This is a genomic window from Amycolatopsis sp. N2S4-7 (assembly GCF_058119595.1).
In genome coordinates this window covers 816,980-834,054 of record NZ_CP172299.1, presented here as the reverse complement: position 1 = coordinate 834,054, position 17,075 = coordinate 816,980, and the positions used below count along the sequence as shown (strand labels likewise).

General features: G+C 73.7%; 14 protein-coding genes. 10 read left to right on the top strand and 4 right to left on the bottom strand.

Features of this window, described 5'->3' with window-relative positions:
- Positions 1-47: 47 nt before the first annotated feature.
- Entirely contained in the window at positions 48-1,766 is a 1,719-nt protein-coding gene (locus ACH54P_RS03850; protein WP_489910931.1) for a branched-chain amino acid ABC transporter ATP-binding protein/permease, read from the top strand.
- On the top strand, positions 1,763-2,455 hold the full coding sequence (locus ACH54P_RS03845; RefSeq protein ID WP_489910930.1) for an ABC transporter ATP-binding protein: 693 nt from the start codon (positions 1,763-1,765) through the stop codon (positions 2,453-2,455). The genes ACH54P_RS03850 and ACH54P_RS03845 overlap by 4 nt, the downstream gene beginning before the upstream one ends.
- Before the next feature lie 7 nt (positions 2,456-2,462).
- Here the strand turns inward: ACH54P_RS03845 and ACH54P_RS03840 are convergent, their stop codons facing one another.
- Both ACH54P_RS03840 and ACH54P_RS03835 read right to left on the bottom strand, forming a co-directional pair.
- Complete coding sequence (locus ACH54P_RS03840; protein ID WP_489910929.1) at positions 2,463-3,263, bottom strand: SDR family NAD(P)-dependent oxidoreductase; 801 nt, start codon at positions 3,261-3,263, stop codon at positions 2,463-2,465.
- Positions 3,264-3,276: 13 nt separating this feature from the next.
- Positions 3,277-3,975: an SDR family NAD(P)-dependent oxidoreductase gene (locus ACH54P_RS03835; protein WP_489910928.1), complete on the bottom strand. Its 699-nt coding sequence runs from the start codon at positions 3,973-3,975 to the stop codon at positions 3,277-3,279.
- A gap of 113 nt (positions 3,976-4,088) precedes the next feature.
- On the opposite strand from ACH54P_RS03835, the gene ACH54P_RS03830 reads away from it, so the two are divergent.
- Together ACH54P_RS03830 and ACH54P_RS03825 are read left to right on the top strand one after the other, a co-directional pair.
- Entirely contained in the window at positions 4,089-4,865 is a 777-nt protein-coding gene (locus ACH54P_RS03830; protein WP_489910927.1) for a molybdenum cofactor biosynthesis F family protein, read from the top strand.
- A 4-nt stretch (positions 4,866-4,869) separates the two neighbouring features.
- The gene (locus tag ACH54P_RS03825; RefSeq protein ID WP_489910926.1) at positions 4,870-6,483 is read left to right on the top strand and encodes an amidohydrolase; all 1,614 of its coding nucleotides are present in this window, start codon (positions 4,870-4,872) and stop codon (positions 6,481-6,483) included.
- A gap of 13 nt (positions 6,484-6,496) precedes the next feature.
- Here ACH54P_RS03825 and ACH54P_RS03820 read toward each other — a convergent pair whose 3' ends face one another.
- Positions 6,497-7,936: a GMC family oxidoreductase gene (locus ACH54P_RS03820; protein ID WP_489910925.1), complete on the bottom strand. Its 1,440-nt coding sequence runs from the start codon at positions 7,934-7,936 to the stop codon at positions 6,497-6,499.
- Between the two features lie 139 nt (positions 7,937-8,075).
- Here ACH54P_RS03820 and ACH54P_RS03815 point away from each other — a divergent pair, with 139 nt between their 5' ends.
- From ACH54P_RS03815 to hpaD, 6 genes are all read left to right on the top strand, one after another.
- Positions 8,076-9,509 carry an aldehyde dehydrogenase family protein gene (locus ACH54P_RS03815; RefSeq protein WP_489910924.1) on the top strand — a complete coding sequence of 478 codons (1,434 nt, stop codon included), beginning with the start codon at positions 8,076-8,078 and terminating at the stop codon, positions 9,507-9,509.
- Between the two features lie 87 nt (positions 9,510-9,596).
- Positions 9,597-11,015 (top strand): fumarylacetoacetate hydrolase family protein, encoded by a 1,419-nt coding sequence (locus ACH54P_RS03810; protein ID WP_489910923.1) that lies wholly within the window; start codon positions 9,597-9,599, stop codon positions 11,013-11,015.
- A gap of 11 nt (positions 11,016-11,026) precedes the next feature.
- Positions 11,027-11,665, top strand: coding sequence for a GntR family transcriptional regulator (locus ACH54P_RS03805; protein WP_489917097.1), 639 nt, complete (start codon positions 11,027-11,029; stop codon positions 11,663-11,665).
- Between the two features lie 16 nt (positions 11,666-11,681).
- Positions 11,682-12,629, top strand: a complete 948-nt coding sequence (gene dapA, locus ACH54P_RS03800; RefSeq protein WP_489910922.1) for a 4-hydroxy-tetrahydrodipicolinate synthase — start codon at positions 11,682-11,684, stop codon at positions 12,627-12,629.
- Positions 12,626-14,134, top strand: coding sequence for a 5-carboxymethyl-2-hydroxymuconate semialdehyde dehydrogenase (hpaE, locus tag ACH54P_RS03795; RefSeq protein WP_489910921.1), 1,509 nt, complete (start codon positions 12,626-12,628; stop codon positions 14,132-14,134). Before dapA ends, hpaE begins: the two co-directional genes overlap by 4 nt.
- Positions 14,131-15,174 (top strand): 3,4-dihydroxyphenylacetate 2,3-dioxygenase, encoded by a 1,044-nt coding sequence (gene hpaD, locus ACH54P_RS03790; protein ID WP_489910920.1) that lies wholly within the window; start codon positions 14,131-14,133, stop codon positions 15,172-15,174. Before hpaE ends, hpaD begins: the two co-directional genes overlap by 4 nt.
- Here the strand turns inward: hpaD and ACH54P_RS03785 are convergent.
- Positions 15,152-17,011, bottom strand: coding sequence for a S9 family peptidase (locus ACH54P_RS03785; RefSeq protein ID WP_489910919.1), 1,860 nt, complete (start codon positions 17,009-17,011; stop codon positions 15,152-15,154). The genes hpaD and ACH54P_RS03785 overlap by 23 nt on opposite strands.
- Between the last annotated feature and the right edge of the window lie 64 nt (positions 17,012-17,075).

The following is a 17,075-nucleotide window of genomic DNA, read 5'->3' as shown; positions in this document are numbered from 1 at the left end:
GCCCGGATCGCCGCCGCTCGTCACCCTGCCCCGAAAGGAGGTGTCCCGTGCCGCTTGCTGAGCACCCCCTCGGCCGGTTCGGGCTGCCCCTGCTCGTCGCGGCCGCCGCCGTCGCGGTCGGTTATGCCTTGAGCGCCGGGCTCGCCGGGTACTTCGTCTACCTCGGCGTGAGCGCCGTCGTCGCGGCCATTGCGCTGCTCGGGCTCGGGGTCGTCACCGGCACCGCCGGGATGGTTTCCCTGTGCCAGCTGACCTTCGGCGCGGTCGGGGCGTTCGTCGTCTCCGCGTGCAACGTCGCGGGCGTGCCCGGCGGGTTCGTCGTCTGGCTGCTCCTCGGCGGCCTGGCCGCCGCCCTCGCCGGGGTGCTCGTCGGGCTGCCCGCGCTGCGGCTGCGCGGCATCACCCTCGCCGTCGTCACCCTCGGGCTCGCCTCGGCCGCCGACCTGACGCTCGTGCAGATCCAGTTCCCCGGCGCCACCGAGGGCCTGCCGGTCGAGCGGCCGGAAGCGTTCTCCGACAACCGGTCCTACTTCCTGTTCGCGGTCCTGGTCCTCGTCGCCTGCGGGCTTCTGGTGCACTTCCTGCGCCGCGGCCGCTGGGGCAGCAGCTGGCACCTGGTCGCCTTTTCCGAGCGCGGCACCGCGGCGGTCGGCGCCGGCGTGCGGACGTCGAAGCTCACGGCGTTCGCGGTCAGCGCCGCGCTCGGCGGCGTCAGCGGCGGCCTGCTCACCGGCCAGGTCGGCCTCGCGTTCCCGGCGAGCTTCACCGCGATCCAGTCCCTCGCGCTGTACGTGCTGGCGATCATGTCCGGCGCGCACCTCATCGACATGGCGGTCTTCGGCGCGCTGCTCTGGGTCGCGGTGCCGGAACTGCTGAAACGCTGGGGCGTACCGCAGGACTGGGGGTTCGTGATCTTCGGTGTGCTCGGCATCCAGGCTCTCGCCGGGCGCGGCAACCTCGGCACGGCCGTCCGCAACCTCGCCCACCGCCGCCGGTCGCGGGCCACGGCCGGCGTCGGTCTCACCGCGGACGTCCCGGACGTCGAGCCACTGCCACCCGGTGCCCCGGTGCTGGAAGTGCGCGGGCTGAGCGTCCAGTTCGGTCACGTCGTCGCCCTGTCCGAAGTGGACATCGCGGTGCCGGAGCACGGGATACTGGGCGTGATCGGCCCGAACGGCGCCGGGAAGTCCACTTTGGTCGACGTCGTCAGCGGGTTCCTGCCGCGGGCCACCGGCACGGTGACCCTGGATGGGCGGCCGCTCACCGGCTCCCCGGCCCGGCGGGCCCGCGCCGGTCTCCGGCGGACGTTCCAGCAGGACCGCGTCCCGCCCGGCCTCACGGTCGGCGCGTACGTCCGGTTCGTCGCCCGGCGCCGGCTCTCCGGCGACGAGGTGACCGGCGCGCTGGAGTTCTTCGGCTGCCCGGCGGCGCGCACGCCGCTGTCCCGCGTCGACGCCGGCGCGCGGCGCCTCGTCGAGGTCGTCGGCCACCTGCTGGCCCGGCCCCGGGTGCTCCTGCTCGACGAACCGGCGGCCGGGCTGCCGCACGAGGAGCACGTCGCGTTCGGGCGGCGGCTGCGGCAGGTGCCGGCGCGGTTCGGGGTGTCGGTGCTGCTCATCGAGCACGACCTCGACCTCGTGCGGTCGGTGTGCGACCGCCTGACCGTGCTGGACTTCGGCGAGGTCCTGGCGAGCGGGCCGCAGGCGGACGTCCTGGCCGACCCGGCGGTCCTGAAGGCGTACATGGGCGAAACGGAGCTGCTGTGAACGCGTTGCGAGTGACCGGGCTGACCGTGAAGCGCGGAGCGGGCCCGGTGATCCGGGACGTCGGCTTCACCCTCGAGCCCGGCCGGATCACGGCCCTGGTCGGGCCGAACGGCGCCGGCAAGACGAGCCTCCTGGAGGCGGTGTCGGGCGTGGTCCCGCCGTCGGCGGGCCGCGTCCACCTCGGCGGGGTGGACATCACCCGGCACTCGCGGGTGGCGCGGGCGCGGCTCGGGCTGGCCCACATCGAACAGGGCCGGGCGGTGTTCCCGGGCCTGACGGTGCTGGAGAACCTCCGCCTGACCGCCCGCACCCCGGCCGGTCTCGACGAGGTGCTGTCCCTGTTCCCCGAGCTGGCCAAGCGCCGCGACTCCCCCGCCGCGCTGCTGTCCGGCGGCGAGCAGCAGATGGTGGTGCTGGCGCGGGCGTTCGCGGCGCGCCCGGCGTTCCTGCTCATCGACGAGATGTCGCTGGGCCTGGCGCCGGTGGTGTTCACCCGCCTGCTGCCGGTGGTGACGCGGTTCGCCGCCGAAGGTGCGGCGATCCTGCTGGTGGAGCAGTTCACGCACCTGGCGCTCGGTGTCGCCCAGGAGGCTTTGGTCGTCTCGTCGGGCAGGGTGACCTACGCCGGCGACGCGCGGACGTTGCTGGACTCCCCCGCCACGCTGCACGCCGCCTACCTGGGCGGCTGACGGGCCTTCACATGCCGGCACGCTCGAAGGCCAGGGTCGGCAGGTCCACGGCGTGGGCGCCGCCGTCGGCGACGAGGACCGCGCCGGTGATGTACGACGACTCCGCCGAGCCCAGGAACCGGACCACCGACGCGATCTCCTCCGGCTCGGCCGGGCGGCGCAGCGGGACCTCCGCCGTCACGCGGCGGTAGCCCTCGTCGTGACCGCCCGTGAACCCGGCCGCCGCCGCGAACTGGTCCATCTCCGCGTCCGCCATCGGGGTGCGGACCCAGCCGGGGCACACCGCGTTCGCCCGCACGCCCCGCGGCCCGAAGTCGCGGGCGATCGACCGGGTCAGGCCGATCAGCGCGTGCTTGGCGACGGTGTAGCCGGCGATGTTCGGCCCGGCGAACAGCCCGGCCAGCGACGACACCACCACGACCCGCCCGCCGGTCTCGACCAGCGACGGCAGCGCGGCCCGGCAGAACACGAACGCGCTCGACAGGTTCGAGCGCAGCGCCAGCTCCCACTCCTCGTCGCCGGTGTCGGTGACCGACGACAGGCCGTGCCCGCCGGCGTTGGCGACGACGACGTCCAGCCGCCCGAACCGGCCGATGATCTCGGCGACGGCGTGCTCGGCGTCGTCACGCACGCTCGCGTCGCAGGCGATGACGTGCGCGCCGGTCTCCGCGGCCACCTTCTCCAGGGGCTCGCGCCGCCGTCCCAGCACGACGACTCGCGCGCCCTCGGCCGCGTACCGGCGTGCCACCGCGGCGCCGATCCCGGTGCCGCCGCCGGTGATCGCGACGACGCTGCCCGACATGTCCATTGTGGATCCTTCCCTAGGCGGGGAACGCCGAGCGGGCCGACATCCCGAAGTCGGCCAGCAACGCTTGGCCGTTGACCGGCCGTGAAGCCGGCGAAGCGAGGAACAGCACCTGGCGGGCGACGTCGTCGGCGGCCTGGACCGGGAACGCCGGGTCGTCGAGGACCGCGCCGAGGTCGGCGCGCGCCATCGGCGTGTCCACCACCGACGGGCAGACGCAGTTCACCCGGATGCCCGGCACCTCGACGGCCAGCGCGCGGGTCAGCGCCACCACCGCGCCCTTGGACGCGCAGTAGGGCGCCATCCCCGGCGCCGCCGTGAACGCCGAGTCGCTGCCGAGCAGCACCACCGCGCCGCCGTCGGCCAGCCATGGCAGCGCGTGCTTGACCAGCAGGAACTGCCCGGTGACGTTGACGGCGAGAACCGCGGCCACCTCGGCCGCGCTCGTCTCGGCGAGCGGCTTGCCGACCGGACCGGAGACGCCGGCGCAGCCGACGACGACGTCGAGGCCGCCGAACCGGCGCGCCACGGTGTCCACCGCGGCGGCCAGTGCGGGTTCGTCGGTGACGTCCGCGCGGACGACGTCGGGGCCGGGCTCCCGGTCGACGACGCCCACCCGGGCGCCCTCGGCACGGAACGCCCGCGCGCAGGCCAGCCCGATGCCGGACGCCCCGCCGGTCACCAGGACCGCCTTCCCGGCGAGCTCGGTTCGCATGCGCCCATCCTCGCCGCGGGTGGCCGCAACGCCGTTGGCCGCGAGCGCAGCGTTGTTGTCCGCCGCCGCACGAGCGGTTCCGCGCGGGACGGCGCGGAACGAGACTGACCAGGGTGACGACGCTCTCCGACACCTCGACCTGGCTGCCCCTCGACGGGCTGGCCCCCGGCTTCGACGCGAACAAGGCCCCCGTGGTCGGCGACCTGCACGGCCGCGCGTTCGTGCTGCACGACGACGGCGGCGGCCACGACCGCACGGCCCGGTTCACCGGCACGCGCGTCGCCTGGGACGGCACGACCTGCCCCGGCGAGACGTTCCTGGTCGACGACAACCTGTACTACGTCCAGTTCCACCCGGCCGCGCGCGAAGCCGTGTCGCTCGTCCTGGACCTGCGCGACGGCCGCGCGCTGGTCGTCACCACGACGATCGGCGACGGCGGCACCCCGCGCGTCACCCAGGAGTTCCGGCCCGCGACGCTCGACGGCTTCGAGGTGCGCGGCGAGCCGATGGCGCCGAGCACCGCGCTGATCGGCCGCCGCGCGCTGTGGGTGTACAGCCGCGAGCACGCCTACGAACACGTCTACCTCAGCCCGCACTGGTACACCTGGCAGTGCCTGGCCGGCCCCGAGCGCGGGCTGGCCGACACCGACGAGAACACCGTCCACCGGATCCGGCCCGGGATCCACGTCTTCGCCTGGCGGGAGAAGGTCGTCCCGTGCGCGTCGGTGACGGTCGCCGACCACCGCGACGCCCGCCGCCTGCGCTCCCACGGCGTCCTCTTCGGGCTCGACGCCACCGGGGAACGGCCGACGCACTTCACCTTCGGCGCGCACGGGCGGCTGCTGAGCACGACCGTCCACCCGGACGGCTTCGACCCGGCGGAATCCTGAAACCATGGCCGCCGACCTGATCCTCACCAACGCCGTCGTGTACACAGTGGACAGCGCGCGGCCGTGGGCGTCTGCGCTCGCCGTCGCCGACGGGAAGGTCCTCGCCCTCGAAGACGTCCCGCGCGGACCGAACACGGAGGTCGTCGACCTCGGCGGGGCGTTCGTCATGCCCGGTCTCGTGGACGTGCACAACCACCACGCGATGGCCGGGCGCGCGGAGCTGTTCGAGCTCGGCTTCGGCTCGGACGCGGGCTTCGAGGACATCCTCGACGCGGTCCGCGCGCGAGCCGCCTCGCTGGGCCCCGACGAGTGGCTGACCGGCGGCGCTTGGGCGTCCACCTTGGCAGAGACGCTGTCGTCCGCCTCGGCCCGGCGCGCGCTCGACTCGGCCGCGGGTGGACGGCCGGTGTCGCTGTCCGACGACAGCCGGCACAACAAGTGGGTCAGCAGCCGCGCCCTCGAACTGGCCGGCATCACCGCGGCCACCCCGGACCCGCCCGGCGGCGTGATCGGCCGCGACGGCGGCGAACCCAGCGGGCTGCTCCTGGAGGCCGCGGGCGTGCTCGTCGAGCGGGTCACCGGCGGGCTCACGCCGGAGCAGCACCGGCGGGCCTCGCGGCGCGCGATCGAGATCCTGCACGGCTTCGGCGTCACCGCCTTCCAGGACGCCGGCGTCTCGACCGACATCCTCGAAGCCCTTCGCTCGCTGGACGCCGCCGGCGAACTGCCGGCGTGGGTGGTGTCGTCCCTGCTGGTCAACGACCCGATCTTCGGCTTCGACCCGGTCGGTGCGCCGCTGCTGGAGGTCGCCGGGCGCTACCGCACCGAGCACCACCGGCCGGACTTCGTGAAGATCTTCCTCGACGGGGTGCCGCCGACGCGCACGGCGGCGTTCCTCGAGCCGTACCTGCCCGACGCCGACCACGGCGCCTGCTTCCACGGCTCGACGACCATGCCGCCCGGGGAACTCACGGATTGGCTGCGCACGGCCGCTTCGGCGGGCTTCTCGGCGAAGGTGCACTGCACGGGCGACGCCTCGGTGCGGCAGTTCCTCGACGCGGTCGCGGAACTGCGGGCGTCGGGCTACACCGACACGCGGTTCCAGGTGGCGCACGGGCAGTTCGTGCACCCGGACGACGTGCCGCGGTTCGCCGAGCTCGGCGTTGCCGCCGACATCTCGCCGTTCCTGTGGGTGCCCGGGGTGATCCCTTCGGCGATCGCTACGGTGCTTCCCGCTTCGCGCGCGTCTCGTATGCAGCCGAACCGGGCTTTGCTGGACACCGGGGCCCTTGTCGCCGGTGGCTCCGACTGGCCGGTCAGCCCTTCGCCGAACGTTTGGGAGGGCATTGCCGGTCTGGTCGCGCGCCGGGACCCGTACGGCCGGTGGCCGGGGGCGCTGTGGCCGGAGCAGGCGATTACGCTCGCCGAGGCTGTCTCGGTGTTCACCCTCGGCGGGGCCCGGGCTTGTGGTCTGGATGACGTCACCGGGGCGCTGCTTCCTGGGCTGTCGGCGGATTTTGTCGTTCTTGATCGGGATCCTTTCCGGACTGGGGATGTCGCCGGGACTCGGGTCGTTGAGACCTGGTTCGCCGGGCGGAAGGTGTATTCGGCTGCCTGAGTTCCCCTTCCGGTCAGCCGTCGAGGATGAACCTCGCCGCCTGCTCACCGACCAGCACCGCCGGAGCGTTCGTGTTGCCCGTCGTCACCCGCGGCAGTACCGACGCGTCCGCGACCAGCACGCCGTCAAAGCCATGCAATGCCAGCTCGGGGCTCACCACCGCGTCGTCGTCCGTGCCCATCCGGCAGGTGCCTGCCTGGTGGTGGTACGTGATCGCCGTGCGGCGGACGTACTCGCCGATGTCCTCGCCGTCCGAGGGGTACAGCGGGCGGGCGCCCCAGTCCTCCGCCAGTGCCGGGGCCCGGCCGACCTCGCGGCACTGCTCCACCGATGCCACCAGGCTCTCGAAATCCGATCGCGCCGCCAGCGCGGCCAGGTCGATCAGCAGCACGTCGTCCGGGGACGGGCCGGACAGCCGCAGGGTTCCGCGGCTCTCCGGGGTCACCATGCCCGCCATCAGCGAGAACCCCGTCGGCGGCCCGGACATCCACGGCTCGTACATCGGCACGCTGAAGCAGATCGGCTGCGTGTCGGGCACCGCGAGGCCCGGGCGGCTGCGCCAGAACCAGTGGACCTGCGTCACCGGGCGGCCCGGCCACGGCGAGACCTCACGTTCGGTCGCGAAGAGCACCGGTGAAAGCAGGTGGTCGTGGAGGTTGCGGCCCACCCCGGGCAGGTCCGCGACGACGTCGATGCCGAGCGCGGCCAGTTCGTCCGCCGGGCCCACGCCGCTGCGGAGCAGGATTGCCGGTGAAGCCAACGCGCCCGCCGCGAGCACCACCAGGTCCGCGGACAGTTCACGGATCGAGCCGTCGAGCGAAGCCACGACCCCGGTCGCCCGCGAGCCGGAGAACCGCAGGCGGTGCACCAGCGCTCCCGTGTGGACGGTCATCCGCTCCGCCACCGGAAGCGCGTACGCGTGCCAGGTGGTGAGCCGCCGGTTGCTGCGCAGGGTGAGCTGCTGGACGGAAACGCCGTCGAGCGTGCCGCTGTGGTAGTCGGGGTTGAACGGCAGGCCGACGTCCCGGCAGGCGTCCGCTGTGGACTGCTGGATCGGGTGCAGCGGCTGGTTCGGGACGACGTCGAGGAGGTCTTTCTCGATCCGTTCGAACACCGGCCGGACGTCGGCCCAGGACCAGGCGGGCAGTCCCCAGCCGTCGTAGTCGGCGGGTGCGCCGCGGACCCAGATCATCGCGTTGAGCGCGTGCGAGCCGCCGAGGACCTTGCCGCGCGGCAGGTGCAGCCGACGGCCGGCCGCGTGCGGCTGCGGGACCGTGTACAGGTCCCAGTCCTCCGGCCCGTGCCACAGCTCTCCCGCCCGGGACGGGTCGTGGATGGCGGGGTTCACGTCCGCGCCACCCGCCTCCAGCAGCGTCACCGCCGCACCCGCGTCCACCAGCCGCCGGGCCACCACCGCACCGGCCGAGCCGGCGCCCACCACGATCACGTCCACGCGCTCCAGCGTGGCGGGCTTCCCCTGCGGACGGCGCCATCCCTTCGCCGTCGGTCAACGGGCGTGCGGAAGCGGACAAGACCCGCGGCCGGCCGGCGCCCGATACTCGGCGCACCCCACGCCGAGGAGGACGACACCGATGGCGACACGCCTGTGCATCGACGGACAGTGGACCGAGGCCGGCGGCGGCGTGCTCCCGACGCTCGACCCGGCCACCGGCCGCGTGCTCGAAGAGGTCGGCACCGCGGCGAAGTCCGACGTCGACGCCGCCGTCGCGGCCGCCCGGCGGGCGCTCACCGCGCCGGCGTGGGCCGGGTTGCTCCCGGTCCGGCGCGCCGCCCTGTTGTTCCGGCTGGCCGACCTCGTCGAACGGCACCACGAAGAGCTGGCCCGCCTGGAAACCCTCGACCAGGGCCAGCCCATCGGGGTGTCCCGGCAGGTGAGCGTCACCGGCGCCGCCGAGCACTTCCGCTACTTCGCGGGCTGGGTGACGAAGCTGCAGGGCACCACCAACCCGGTGTCCTTCCCGGACACCCTGCACTACACCCGCCGCGAGCCGGTCGGGGTGAACGCGCTGATCACGCCGTGGAACTTCCCGCTGATGATCCTCGCCTGGAAGCTCGCGCCGGCTTTGGCGACCGGCAACACCGTGGTGATCAAGCCGAGCGAAGTCACGCCGCTGACCAGCATCCGGCTCGTCGAACTGGCGCACGAAGCCGGGATCCCGGCGGGCGTGGTCAACCTCGTCACCGGCGACGGCTCGGTCGGCGCGATGCTGAGCGGGCACCCGGACGTCGACCACCTCTCCTACACCGGTTCCACGGCCGTCGGGAAGCTGATCACCGCGGCAAGTGCGGCGTCCAACCTCAAGCGCCTCACCCTCGAACTCGGCGGGAAGGCCCCGAGCATCATCGCGGCCGACGCCGACATCGACGCGGCCGTCGCCGGGAACCTCGCCGGGGCGACGCTCAACACCGGCCAGGTCTGCGCGGCCTACACGCGGTTCTACGTCGACCGCAAGCGCGAGCAGGAGTTCGTCGAGAAGCTGGCTCGCGGCCTCGAGGGCCTGCGCCTCGGCCCCGGGGTCGAAGAGACGACCCAGCTCGGTCCCCTCGTCTCGGAGAAGCACCGGGACCACGTCGCCGCGTTGGTGGGCACCGGCCGCGAGGAGGGTGCCGACCTCGTCACCGGCGGGCGCGCGGTCGACGGCGACGGCTACTTCTACGCCCCGACGCTGTTCGCCGGCGTCACCGACGGGATGGCGATCATGCGCGAGGAGATCTTCGGCCCGGTCCTGGCCGTGACCGCCTACGACGACGGCGACGAGCCGCTCGGCCGCGCCAACGACACCGAGTACGGCCTCGCCGCGACCGTGTGGACCCGCGACCTCCGCACCGCCCAGCGCTACGCCGACGGGCTCCGGGCCGGCGCGGTGTTCGTCAACATGCCGCCGGTCCCGGACATGGCCGCGCCGTGGGGCGGCTACAAGGCGTCCGGCTGGGGCCGCGAAATGGGCCCGTGGGCCCTGGACGCCTACACCGAGACGAAGGCCGTCTGGCTGCACTACGGCTGAGCGGGAGCCCCGATCGGGGGTTTCCCCACGCCACCGATCGTATATTATTTAGAATATGTTCTTCGCACCGGCAGGCAGGAACCCCCGATGACGAGCCTCGCGCGCCCCGGCAAGATCATCGCGCTGCACCTCAACTACCGCTCCCGCGCCGCCCAGCGCGGCCGCGTCCCGGAGCAGCCGTCGTACTTCCTCAAGCCGCCGACGTCGGTGGCGGCGAGCGGGACCGCGCTCGAACGCCCCGCCGGCACCGAACTGCTGGGCTTCGAGGGCGAGATCGCCCTGGTCATCGGCCGCACCGCCCGCCGGGTCGCCCCCGGGGACGGCTGGGCGCACGTCGGCGGGGTCACCGCCGCCAACGACTTCGGCGTCTACGACCTGCGGTACGCCGACAAGGGCAGCAACCTGCGGTCGAAGGGCGGCGACGGGTTCACCCCGCTCGGCCCCGCCGTGCTGCCCGCCGCGGAAGTCGATCCCGCCGCGCTGCGGCTGCGGACGTGGCTCAACGGCGAGCTGGTCCAGGAGGACACCACCGGCGACCTGCTGTTCGGCTTCGGCCGCCTGATCGCGGACCTCTCGCAGCTCATCACCCTCGACCCCGGCGACGTCGTCCTGACCGGCACCCCCGCGGGCGCTTCGGTCGCCGTCCCCGGCGACGTCGTCGAGGTCGAGGTCGACACCGCCGGGCACACCACCGGCCGCCTGGTCACCCCGATCGTCGAAGGGACCGTCCCCTTCGGACCGTTCGGCGCGCTCCCCCGCGTGGACGAGCGGCAGCGAGCCGACGCGTACGGGCGGTCCGAACCGCGGTTCGAGCTGACCCCGGCGCTGCGGGCGCGGATCGAATCGGTCGGCACCGCCACGCTTTCCGCGCAGCTGCGCAAGCGCGGGTTCGACGCGGTGTCGATCGACGGGCTGACCTCGACCCGGCCGGGCACCCGGCTGACCGGCCGCGCGCGGACCCTGCGGTACCTGCCCCACCGCGAAGACCTGTTCAAGCGGCACGGCGGCGGCTACAACGCGCAGAAGCGCGCGATCGACAGCCTCGGCCCCGGCGACGTCCTCGTCATGGAGGCCCGCGGGGAGCGCGGCACCGGCACCGTCGGGGACATCCTCGCACTGCGGGCGCAGGTGCGCGGCGCGGCCGGGATCGTCACCGACGGCGGCGTCCGCGACCTGGCCGCGGTGTCCGCTTTGGACATTCCCACCTACCACGCCGGGCCGCACCCGGCGGTGCTCGGCCGCCGGCACGTGCCGTGGGACGTCGACGTCGCGATCGCCTGCGGGGGCGCGGCCGTCTGCCCCGGCGACGTCGTCGCAGGTGACGCCGACGGCGTCCTCGTGATCCCGCCGGAGCTCGTCGAGGAGGTCGTCGACGCGGCGATCGAGCAGGAGCTGCAGGAGACGTTCATCGCCGAGCAGGTCGCCGCGGGCGAACGCGTCGAAGGGCTCTACCCGATGGACGGACACTGGCGCGGGAGGTACGCCGCGTGGCTCGCGAAGCGGTGAACGGCGCCGCGATGAGCAAGTCGCGGATCGCCTACCAGTGGATCAAGGCCCGGATCGCCGACGGCACCTTCTCCCCCGGCTACCGCCTCGTCCTCGGCCAGCTCGCCCAGGAACTGGGCGTCAGCGCGGTGCCGATCCGCGAGGCGGTCCGGCTGCTGGAGGCCGAAGGGCTGGTGACGTTCGAGCGCAACGTCGGCGCGCAGGTCGCGATGGTCGACGAGAGCGAGTACCTGCACACGATGCAGACCCTCGCCCTGGTCGAAGGCTACGCCGCCGCCCTCGCCGCGCCCCTCCTGCCGGCCGGCGCGCTGGAGCGGGCCCGGGCGCTCAACGCCGAGCTCGCCGACTGCCTCGGGCACTTCGAGCCGGCCCGGTTCACCGCGCTCAACCGGGACTTCCACGCCGTGCTGTTCGGCGCGTGCCCCAACCCGCAGGTGCTCGACCTGGTCCGGCGCGGCTGGGACCGGCTGAGCGGGCTGCGCAGCTCGACGTTCAGCTTCGTGCCCGGCCGCGCCCGGGAGTCCGTCGCGGAACACGAGCACATCCTCGGCCTGCTCGGCCGCGGAGCACCCGCGGCCGAGGTCGAACACGCCGTCCGCGCGCACCGGCTGGCCACCCTCGACGCGTTCCTCGCCCACCGCCACCCCTGACCCAGGAAGGACCCCCATGCGCTTCCGCTCCGACCCCGGCGCCATCCGCGGATCGATCGCGCCGCTCATGACGCCGTTCACCGGCGGCGGCGCGGTCGACCACGCCGGTCTGGAGAACCTGGTGCGCTGGCAGCTCGCCGCCGGCACCCACGGCATCTCGATCGGCGGCTCCACCGGCGAACCCGGCTCGCAGACGGTCGCCGAACGCGCGGAGGCGATCCGCACGGTGGCCGCGGTGGTCGGCGACCGCGTCCCGTTCGTGCCGGGCACCGGCTCGGCGAAGCTCGACGAGACCCTCGAGCTGACCGCGGCGGCGCGGGACGCCGGGATCGACGCGGCGCTGGTCATCACGCCGTACTACGCGCGGCCCACGCAGGACGCCCTGTTCGTCTGGTACCGGACGGTCTGCCGGGAGTTCCCGGACCTGCCGATCGTCGCCTACAACGTGCCGAGCCGGACCGCGGTCGACCTCGCGCCGGAGACGGTCGCGCGGCTGTACCGCTCGTGTGACAACTTCGTCGGGATCAAGGAGACGACGAAGGACTTCGAGCACTTCTCCCGCGTGCTGCACCTGTGCGGCCGCGAGCTGCTCGTGTGGTCCGGGATCGAGCTGCTGTGCCTGCCGCTGCTGGCCCTCGGCGGCGCCGGGTTCGTCAGCGCCACGGCCAACATCGCGCCCGCGGCCTGCGCCGAGATGTACGAAGCCTGGCAGGCCGGCGACCACGAGCGGGCCCGGGAGATCCACTACGGCCTGCACCCGCTCGTCGATCTGCTGTTCGTGGAGACCAACCCGGCGCCCGGCAAGTGGGTCCTGGAGCACCGCGGGCTGATCGCGTCCGGGCACGTCCGGCCACCGCTGATCCCGCCGTCCGAAGCCGGTATCGCCCGGATCAAGGACTTCATGGCCGAAGGCGCGAAGTACCTCTCGCCCGCCGAAGGCTTCACCGTGGAGGGGAAAGCATGACTCACCACGTCCCGGAAGGACTGCCGGGCGAGCTGAAGCACTGCATCGGCGGCGAGCTCGTGGACAGCGTCTCGGGCAAGACGTTCGACGTGCTCGACCCGGTGTCGAACCGGATCTACCTCACCGCGGCGGCGGGCCAGGCCGAGGACGTCGACCGGGCGGTCGCGGCGGCGCGCCGGGCGTTCACCGACGGGCCGTGGCCGCGGATGCTGCCCCGGGCCCGCGCGCGGGTGCTGAACAGGATCGCCGACGCCGTCGAGGCCCAGGACGCCCGGCTGGCCGAGCTGGAGACGTTCGACACCGGCCTGCCGATCACCCAGGCGCTCGGCCAGGCGCAGCGCGCGGCCGAGAACTTCCGGTTCTTCGCCGACCTCGTCGTCGCGCAGGCCGACGACACCTACCAGGTGCCCGGGCGGCAGGTGAACTACGTGCACCGCAAGCCGGTCGGCGTCGCCGGGCTCATCACGCCGTGGAACACCCCGTTCATGCTGGAGAGCTGGAAGCTCGCGCCCGCGCTGGCGGCGGGGTGCACGGTGGTGCTCAAGCCGGCCGAGTTCACGCCGCTGTCGGCGAGCCTCTGGGCGGGGATCTTCGCCGACGCCGGGCTGCCTCCGGGGGTCTTCAACCTGGTCAACGGCTTCGGCGAGGAGGCCGGTGACGCGCTGGTCAAGCACCCGGACGTCCCGCTGATCTCCTTCACCGGCGAGACGACAACCGGGCAGACGATCTACCGCAACTGCGCGGCCGGGCTCAAGGGCATGTCGATGGAGCTGGGCGGCAAGTCCCCGGCCATCGTGTTCGCCGACGCCGACCTCGACGCCGCACTCGACTCCACCCTGTTCGGCGTGTTCTCGCTCAACGGCGAACGCTGCACCGCGGGCAGCCGGATCCTCCTCGAACGCCCGATCTACGACGAGTTCTGCGAGCGGTACGCCTCGCGCGCGGCGAACATCGTCGTCGGGGACCCGCACGACCCGGCCACCGAGGTCGGCGCCCTCGTCCACCCGGAGCACTACGAGAAGGTCATGAGCTACGTCGAGCTGGGCAAGTCCGAAGGACGGCTGCTCGCCGGCGGCGGGCGTCCGCCCGGGCTGGCCACCGGCAACTACGTGGCGCCGACGGTGTTCGCCGACGTCCCGGCGTCCGCGCGGATCTTCCAGGAGGAGATCTTCGGCCCGGTCGTCGCGCTCACCCCGTTCGACACCGAAGCGGAAGCCCTGGCGCTGGCCAACGACGTCAAGTACGGCCTGGCCGCCTACCTGTGGACGGCGGATCTGCAGCGGGCGCACACCTTCGCGCAGTCGGTCGAGGCCGGGATGGTCTGGCTGAACTCGCACAACGTCCGTGACCTGCGCACGCCGTTCGGCGGGGTCAAGGCCTCCGGCCTCGGCCACGAAGGCGGCTACCGTTCGCTCGACTTCTACACCCACCAGCAGGCGATCCACGTCTCGCTCGGCCCGGTGCACACCGCCCGGTTCGGCAGCGTCCGGAAAGGACAGTCATGACCGCGATCCCGCCGGACGTCCTGCGTTGCGCGTACGCCGAACTCGTCGTCACCGACCTGGCCGCGTCCCGCGCGTTCTACGTCGACGTGCTCGGGCTCGTCGTGACCCACGAGGACGACGAGGCACTGTACCTGCGGGCGTTCGAGGAGTACCTGCACCATTCCCTGGTGCTGCGCCGGGGATCCACCCCGGCGCTGGCGGTGCTGGCCTACCGCGTCCGGAGCGCGGCGGACCTCGATCTCGCCGAGGCGTACTACCGGGAGCTGGGCGTGCGGGTGGACCGCCGTCCGGCGGGCGCGACGCGCGGCATCGGCGAGGCGGTCCGGATCGAAGACCCGCTCGGGTTCCCGGTCGAGTTCTTCCACGAGGCCGAGCACGTCGAGCGGTTCACGCAGCGCTACGACGTCCACGGCGCCGGCGCCCTGTCCCGGCTGGACCACTTCAACCTCGACACCCCGGACGTCCCGGCGGCCCGGAAGTACTACGAGGGCCTGGGGTTCCGCGTCTCCGAGGACATCCAGGACGACGAGGGCACGGTGTACGCGGCCTGGCTGTTCCGCAAGCCGACCGTGCACGACGTCGCCTTGACCGGCGGCGACGGCCCGCGGCTGCACCACCTCGCGTTCGCGAGCCACGAACGGCACCAGATCCTGCACATCTGCGACCACCTGGGGGCGCTGCGGAAACCCGGCATGATCGAGCGCGGGCCGGGCCGCCACGGCGTGTCGAACGCGTTCTACCTCTACGTCCGCGACCCCGACGGGCACCGCATCGAGATCTACACGCACGACTACTACACCGGCGACCCCGACAACCCGGTGATCACCTGGGACGTCCACGACCACCAGCGCCGCGACTGGTGGGGCAACCCGGTGGTGCCGAGCTGGTACACCGACGCGTCGGTGGTGCTGGACCTCGACGGCGCGGTCCGGCCGGTCGTCGCGCGGTCCGAGCCGCGCGAAGCCGACGTCACGATCGGCGCCGACGGGTTCTCCCACCGCGCCGGGGAAACCGAGTTCAAGCTGGGCGAACAGGTGTGAGCCACCGGGAAAACCACTCGCGCGTGCGGTGCAGGACGTCGAGCTGGTGGCCGCGTTCGCGGATCGAGTGCTTCTCCCGCGGGTAGACGACGAACTCGTGCTCGACGCCGCCGGCTCGCAGGGCGCGGTGCAGCACTTCCGCCTGCGAGAGCGGGACGTTCGGGTCGTCCTCGCCGTGCAGGACGAGGACCGGCGTGCGGATCTTGGCGGCGTGGGTGACCGGGCTCTGCTCCCGGCCGCCGAGGGCGGCCTCGAACCGGGTGTGCTCGCCGGTGGCCGCGATCAGCGGCCAGTCGGTGACGCCGGCGCCGACGAGAGCGGCGGCGAAGCGGCCGGTCTGCGTCACGGCCCACGCCGACATGTACCCGCCCTGGCTCCAGCCGCCGATCCCGAGCCGTTCCGGGTCGGCGACGCCGTCTTCGACGAGCAGGTCGATCCCGCTGAGGACGTCGGCGAACTCGGCGCCGCCCACGTCCCCGGCGATGCTCCCGGCGAAGGCGTGGCCGCGGCCCAGGCTGCCGCGGGCGTTCGGCAGGAAGACGGCGAAGCCGGCCGTCGCGAGCCACTGTCCCGACGGGTACCAGCCCAGGTTCAACCGGTCGGCGTAGCGGTCGTACGGTCCGCCGTGGACCAGGGTGACCAGCGGGAACGGGCCGTCGTCGCGGGTCCTGCCCGGCGGGAGGAGCAGGAGGCCGTCGAGGTCCAGGCCGTCCGGAGCGCGGTAGGACAGGCGTTCCTGGGAGCCCCAGCGGATGCCGTCGAGACCGCTGTCGCCGAGCCGGGTGAGCGGGCCCTCCGGCGGTCCCGCGTGGACGGTGTCGGGCCCGGTCGCGGTGCTCACGACCACCGCGACGGCGTCCCGGCTCGCGTCCAGGGCGGTCAGCTCCCCGCGTACGCGCGAGATCTCCGTGAAACCGAGGGTGACCGGGTCGAGCCGCCGGACGGTGGTGTCCAGTCCCTCGGCGAACAACGCCAGCGGGGTCCCGCCCTCGACGTGGGCCAGCTCGACCGGGCAGCCGCTCATCCCGGCGGTGAGGTTGCGGTGCTCCCCGTCCTCGACGGCGAACACCGCCCGGCCGCCGACCAGGCCGGGCGGGGTCAGCCCGTAGTAGCAGAGGCGCCACCCGGTTTCGTCGCGCCACCAGGTGAGGCCCCCCGCCTCCAGCGCCGGGGTGCCGAGGTCGCGGACGGCGCCGGTGGCGGCGTCGACGAGGTGCAGCCCGGGTTCGAAGACGCCGGGCTCGCGGTCGGCGACCGACCACGTCAGCACGGCGAGGGCGCCACCGTCCGGCCGGAGCGCGACCTCGACGACGTGCCGCTCGCCGAGGTCGCCGAGCGCACGGCGGACACCGGTCCCCGGCTCGAGCCGCCACAGGCGGCTGGGCGCGTCCACCGCGTCCCAGCGCCCGCCGGCCGGCACGGTGCGGATCCGGGGGTCGGCCGGCACGCGCCCGTCGGGCGCGATCACGGTGATCGCGTCCGGGCCCGGCACGAAACCCCGGACCCCGCCGTCCCGGTCGGTCAGGGGCTCGGGCTCGCCGCCGGTGAGGCGGACCCGGTACAGCTGCGCGGTGCCTCGTTCGGCGCGGTCCGACAGGAAGAACACCGAGCCGGAATCGGCCGCCCAGCGGGGATCGTGGTCCTCGGCCGTGGCGGGGGCCAGGTCCCGCGGCGGGGCGCTGCCGTCGGCGGGGGCGAGCCACAGGCCGCTGACCGGGTGCCGGCCCGCCCGGCCCACGGTGCCGGTCACGAACACGACCCACCGGCCGTCCGGGGAGAGCCGCGGTGTCCGCGGCACGATCCGGTCGACCACGGCTTCCGCTGTCAGTTCCCCCACCCGGCCTCCCCCGTCGCGTGCCCCCAGTCTGCCAGGACTCGCCGGGAGGCGGAGGACACCTCAG

Bases quoted from the DNA above. Each gene is read 5' to 3' on its own strand.
- ACH54P_RS03805 (WP_489917097.1), top strand. From the start codon at position 11,027: ATGAGCAAGTCGCGGATCGCCTACCAGTGGATCAAGGCCCGGATCGCC.
- ACH54P_RS03825 (WP_489910926.1), top strand. From the start codon at position 4,870: ATGGCCGCCGACCTGATCCTCACCAACGCCGTCGTGTACACAGTGGAC.
- hpaD (WP_489910920.1), top strand. From the start codon at position 14,131: ATGACCGCGATCCCGCCGGACGTCCTGCGTTGCGCGTACGCCGAACTC.
- ACH54P_RS03835 (WP_489910928.1), bottom strand. From the start codon at position 3,975: ATGCGAACCGAGCTCGCCGGGAAGGCGGTCCTGGTGACCGGCGGGGCG.
- ACH54P_RS03840 (WP_489910929.1), bottom strand. From the start codon at position 3,263: ATGGACATGTCGGGCAGCGTCGTCGCGATCACCGGCGGCGGCACCGGG.
- ACH54P_RS03810 (WP_489910923.1), top strand. From the start codon at position 9,597: ATGACGAGCCTCGCGCGCCCCGGCAAGATCATCGCGCTGCACCTCAAC.
- dapA (WP_489910922.1), top strand. From the start codon at position 11,682: ATGCGCTTCCGCTCCGACCCCGGCGCCATCCGCGGATCGATCGCGCCG.
- ACH54P_RS03815 (WP_489910924.1), top strand. From the start codon at position 8,076: ATGGCGACACGCCTGTGCATCGACGGACAGTGGACCGAGGCCGGCGGC.
- hpaE (WP_489910921.1), top strand. From the start codon at position 12,626: ATGACTCACCACGTCCCGGAAGGACTGCCGGGCGAGCTGAAGCACTGC.